The organism is Clostridium sp. (genome assembly GCF_051650885.1).
GTDB lineage: Bacteria > Bacillota > Clostridia > Clostridiales > Clostridiaceae > Clostridium.
In genome coordinates this window covers 1-5,282 of record NZ_JBOFRG010000078.1, presented here as the reverse complement: position 1 = coordinate 5,282, position 5,282 = coordinate 1, and the positions used below count along the sequence as shown (strand labels likewise).

Sequence of the window (5,282 nt, the reverse complement as noted above, 5' to 3'; positions counted from 1 at the left end):
ATGGTATAAATGCTGGAATTATAGATGTTCCAGGACATGAGAAATTTGTAAAAAACATGGTATCGGGAGCTTCATCAATAGATATGGTGCTTTTTGTTATAAGTGCAGATGACGGTATAATGCCACAAACAAAAGAGCATTTTAATATACTGAAGATATTAGGAATAAAAAGAGGGATTATAGTTTTAACTAAATGTGATTTAGTTGATGAAGAATGGATTTCTCTTGTTAAAGAGGAAATTAAAGAGTTTGTTAAAGGTTCATTTTTAGAAAATGCACAAATTATAGAATTTTCTAATAAAAATAATAAAGGTGTTGATTTATTAAAACAGAAAATTGAAGAAGCTATCGCTGAAATAGAAGAAAAGGATAGTGAAAGTTTATTTAGACTTCCAATTGATAGAGTATTTACTGCATCAGGGTTTGGAACAATAGTTACAGGAACCATGATTGGAGGAAAAGTGAAAGTTGGAGATTCTTTAGAGATATATCCTAAAGGAATAAAATGTAAGGTTCGTGGAATACAAGTTCATGGGAAGGATGTTGAAGAAGCCTTTGCTGGAGAGCGTACTGCTATAAATTTAAATAATGTGCAAGTAGCTGATATTGAGAAAGGGGATATATTAGGAGAAGAAGATAAAGAAGTTAAGAGCTTTATGATTGATATAAAATTTGAATATTTATCATCTCAAAAAAGAAAATTAGAAAATAGAACTAGGGTTAGAATTCATCATGGAACGAAGGAGGTTCTTGGACGAATTATAATTTTAAATAAAGAGTTTTTAGAGAATGGAGAAAATGCTTATTGCCAAATTAGACTAGAAGAGGAGCTTTCTACTCGAAGAAAAGACAAGGTAGTAATTAGAAGTTATTCACCAATAGAAACAATTGGTGGAGGAGTAATCTTAAATGAGAATCCAAAGAAAGCAAAAAGATTTAAAGAAGATTATATAAATGAATTAGTTATTTCTGAAAAGGGAAGTTTAGAAGAAAATATTGTAAGAATATTAAAAAAAGAAAAAAATTTAATTTCAAAATTAGAGATTTCAAATAAGTTAAATAAAGATGAGATGGAAATAGAGATGGCTTTAGACAAAATGATATCAAAGAAATTGGGAATAAAAATTATAGATAAATATTGTAGCAATTTATTTTTAAAAGAAAAAGAAGAAGTTTTAATAGATATTTTGAATGAGTATTATAAAGCAAATCCATTAAAGGAAGCTATGAAAAAAGAAGAAGTTAAATCAAAATTATTTAAAGAAAAAATCAAAAAACTATATTTTGAAGAAATTTTGAAAAGTTTTGAAAAGAAAAATATTATAGAAATAAGTGAAGAAAATATAAAATTAAAAGACTATAAAATTAAGTTTACATTAAAACAGAAGCAGTTAATTCAAAAAATAATGGAAATATATTTAAATGATGGTTTTAAAACTAAAAGAATAAAAGAAGTTTTAGAAAATGAAGCTGATAAGTTAGAAATGAATAAAATAATTAATTATCTTGTAGATAAGGGGGATATTATATTATTATCTGAAGATGTAGTTTACAGTAAAGAATATTTAGAACAGGCAATAGCCATAGTAAAAAAATATTTAAGTGAAAACACATATATAGATTTGAAAGCATTAAAGGAACTAATAGATATACCTAGAAAATATTTAATTGCAATTTTGGAATATTGCGATTTTATAAAATTAACTTATCGTGATGAGAAAGGAAGAAGATTATTATAAAATCTTCTATTTGATACAAATGAAAAAAGAATTTATTTTAAGAAATGGTGGAATATTTTTACTATCTTTAATATTTATTTATGGATCAATACATTTTTTAGGAAGAGATAATTTAATGGTTGGTGCTAATGCTGTTTTTTTATTAGTAGGAATACTTAATAAAAATTTTTCAACGCGACCTATAAAAAGTATTCTAAAAGTCATAAGTTTAATGACTTTAATGGGGATATTACCAGCTTTAGTAAATTTCAATAATAACATAGGGTTATGTATTAATTTTCTCGGAATATTTATATTGTTATATGCAGTAGTTTATAATTTAAATAAATCAATTTATTATCCATTTTTATTTGGATATACCTTGCTTTTAAGTAGTAATGTAACAGGCGAGGCCTTGCTTTATAGAATTGTAGGACTAATTTTAGTGGGGATAATCGCTGTATTATATCAAATTATTTATACTAAAGTTATTTATAAAACAAAAATGAGTTCTTTAAAAAGAAGCTTAGACTTTTTAATACGCTATGTTGAAGATACAGATGAAAAAAATAATATTAAAAACTCAGAGAAATTTATTGAGATAAATGCCACTTGGAGTAGAGAATTACTAGAATATAGAGGAAATAATTTTCATTTAAATTATAAAGAAAATTTAGAATTAAATCTTATAGCAATCTTAGATAAACTTGAGGGAATAAATAGTGAAATTATTAAAAATAATATAAAATATACTAGCTGTGAAAAGAATAATATAAGAAAAGACTTTTTAAATACATTAAAAAGAGTGCGTAGCTTTATTTATAATGATATAACTGAAGAAGAATTAGAATATAGTATAAGAAACTATTTGAAAGAATATAAAAATAAAAAAAATATATACATATTTGAACTGGCTGTAACTATGGAGAGTTTTAAAAATTTAATTGTTGAATTTTATAAAATGGAGAAAGAAAATTTAAGAGTAAAGAAAAAGATTAAATTTATTGATATAAAAGAAAGCTTTAAAATCATAAAAGAAGATTTTAATGTTAACTCAGTAAGATTCATATTTTCTTTTAGAACAGCACTGCTTATCTCAGTAATATATTTTATAATTCAAAGATATCACATTGATTATGGCAAATGGATTATATTTACCATAGCCTCGGTTTCACAACCATATAATGAAACTGTAAAAAATAGAGCAAAAGAAAGAATAATTGGTACCCTTATAGGGGCATCTATATACTATGGACTTTCATTTATTTTAACTAGTGAAGGTGAAAGAATTATAATAATTTTAGTTGCAATTTATTTATATATACATTTTAAAACATATATGAAAAATGTAATGATGATAACAATTATGTTTTTAGGACTTGCAACATTGACTACTGTAAATACTACTAATGCAACTGAGTGGAGAATATTTTTCATTATAGTTGGAAGTATAATTGTAGTGCTAGGAAATAAATTTATTTTCCCATATAACTTTAAAAAAGAAACAAATGTACTTTTAAATAAATATATCGCATGTTGTGATAAAGCATTTTTAAATATATTTAATCTTTATGAAAATAAGTTAGAAAGAAATAAAATAAAAAATTTAATTCTTCAAGCAAGAGGCTTAGAAAATAAAATAATTTTAAATAATACTTTAGTAGAAAATAAAAATATTATGTATTTAATAAAGAATGAACGAATAATAATAAATTGTATACAAAATATATTTAACTTAAGTGAACATTATGATATAACATTAAGAATAAATGGTAAATTAAGAATGGAAACTATTAAAGTACTAGTTTATAATAAATTAAATGGCGAAAATCTTAATTTAAGTGATTATTTAAAGAAAACAGATGAAATAGATGAAAAACTTATATATAAAGATATGTACGAAGTAACGATTGCTAAAATACAAGTAAATGAAGCCATTAAGAAGGAGTGTAATTTAAATGGATGAAAAAAGTTTAGAAATATATATTGCTGAAAATGAAGCATTAAGAAAAGATATAATGAACAGGCTAAAGAGAATTGAAGGTCAAGTAAAGGGAATTCAAGGAATGATGGAAAAAAACACCTGTTGTGGTGATGTGTTAGTACAAATTTCTGCAGTACGATCAGCTATCAATAACGTAGGTGGACTTATAATAGAAAACTATGCAAGAAATTGTTTAGGGATTGAAGAAGGTGCTGTAGAGCAAGAAAATTTAAAAAGAATGATAAAAACAATAAATAATTTTGTAAAATAAAATTATAAAATTTATGGGGGCGAGATGAGAGAAGTTTTAAATGTATTAATGCTTATAGTTGGGTTTATGGCATTAATAAAAGGGGCAGATATTTTTGTTGAGGGAGCAGCTAACATAGCAAAAAAACTAGGTGTTCCTTCAGTAATAGTAGGACTTACAATAATATCATTAGGGACCAGTGCACCAGAACTTGCTGTAAGCACAATATCAGCAATGAACGGCAGTAATGGAATAGCTATAGGTAATATTCTAGGTTCAAATATTTTTAATACACTGATAGTTTTAGGTGGGACAACCTTGGCAATGCCAATTATAATAAAAAAAGATTTAATTAAGCGTGATTTTTTATTTAACATAGGTATAATAGTGGTACTTTACTTAATGACATATAATAATTATATTAGCTTTGATAATGGTATTATAAATAGGATAAATGGAATTGTATTACTCTCTTTATGTATTATATATACAATCCTATTAATTAAAAGTGCAATGAAAACAAAAGGTACTGAAAGAAAAGATACTAATATAAAAATAGGGCTAAATCTTTTTAAAATCTTAATTGGAGTAATTGGAATTTTAATAGGTGGAGAGTTTGTTGTAACTGGGGCAAGTGAAATAGCATTATTTTTAGGTATGAGCGAAAATTTAGTAGGTTTAACTATAGTTGCTATGGGAACTTCACTTCCTGAACTTGTAACATCTATTGTGGCTGCATTAAAAGGCGAAACAGAAATTGCTATTGGAAATGTGCTTGGTTCAAATATATTCAATATATTATTAATTCTTGGTGTATCATCTTCTATAAATCCAATAGAAGTATCTGGTATTCTAAGGTTTGATATGATATTCCTATTTGTAAGTACATTAGTAATTGGTGTATTATTCTTTATGAATAATGATAAAAAAATAAAAAGATTAAGTAGAGGAGAAGGAGTTTTACTAATAAGTTTTTATATAATCTACTTAACATTTATTATTCTAAGAAATTAGATAATTCAACAGGTATTCAAGTTTAATATAAAGCTTGAATATCTTTTTTTATCTAAAAAAATTAACAATATGTTTTTATAGAAGTTATTTATAAAAGCTATAATGTTTAGGATAGATAATTAGGAGGAAATAAATGAGTAACAAAAATAAAGGAATATTATTAATTTTAATTTCAAGTTTATTTGGTGCAATAACACTTACCTTAATAAAGCTTGGTGGCAATATTCCTGTATATGAAAAAAGTTTTTTAAGGAATGTATGTACAATACTAATAGCATTTTATGCATTGAAAAAAGCAAAGGAGCTTCCCTTTGGT

The 5,282-nt window shown here is 24.8% G+C and carries 4 protein-coding genes and 1 pseudogene; all 5 read left to right on the top strand.

Annotated elements, in window-relative coordinates:
- Window positions 1-1,739: selenocysteine-specific translation elongation factor (selB, locus tag ACRC28_RS03980; protein ID WP_438542158.1), on the top strand; the 1,739-nt coding region annotated here is incomplete at its 5' end.
- A gap of 19 nt (window positions 1,740-1,758) precedes the next feature.
- Entirely contained in the window at window positions 1,759-3,684 is a 1,926-nt protein-coding gene (locus tag ACRC28_RS03975) for an FUSC family protein (RefSeq protein WP_438542157.1), read from the top strand.
- Window positions 3,677-3,973: a metal-sensitive transcriptional regulator gene (locus tag ACRC28_RS03970; protein ID WP_438542156.1), complete on the top strand. Its 297-nt coding sequence runs from the start codon at window positions 3,677-3,679 to the stop codon at window positions 3,971-3,973. The genes ACRC28_RS03975 and ACRC28_RS03970 overlap by 8 nt, the downstream gene beginning before the upstream one ends.
- 24 nt (window positions 3,974-3,997) lie before the next feature.
- Window positions 3,998-4,966, top strand: a complete 969-nt coding sequence (locus ACRC28_RS03965) for a calcium/sodium antiporter (RefSeq protein ID WP_438542155.1) — start codon at window positions 3,998-4,000, stop codon at window positions 4,964-4,966.
- Between the two features lie 133 nt (window positions 4,967-5,099).
- Window positions 5,100-5,282, top strand: a pseudogene (locus tag ACRC28_RS03960) (EamA family transporter); the annotation flags it as partial.

Coding starts and splice junctions, on each gene's coding strand:
- ACRC28_RS03970 (WP_438542156.1), top strand. CDS start 3,677: ATGGATGAAAAAAGTTTAGAAATATATATTGCTGAAAATGAAGCATTA.
- ACRC28_RS03975 (WP_438542157.1), top strand. CDS start 1,759: ATGAAAAAAGAATTTATTTTAAGAAATGGTGGAATATTTTTACTATCT.
- ACRC28_RS03965 (WP_438542155.1), top strand. CDS start 3,998: ATGAGAGAAGTTTTAAATGTATTAATGCTTATAGTTGGGTTTATGGCA.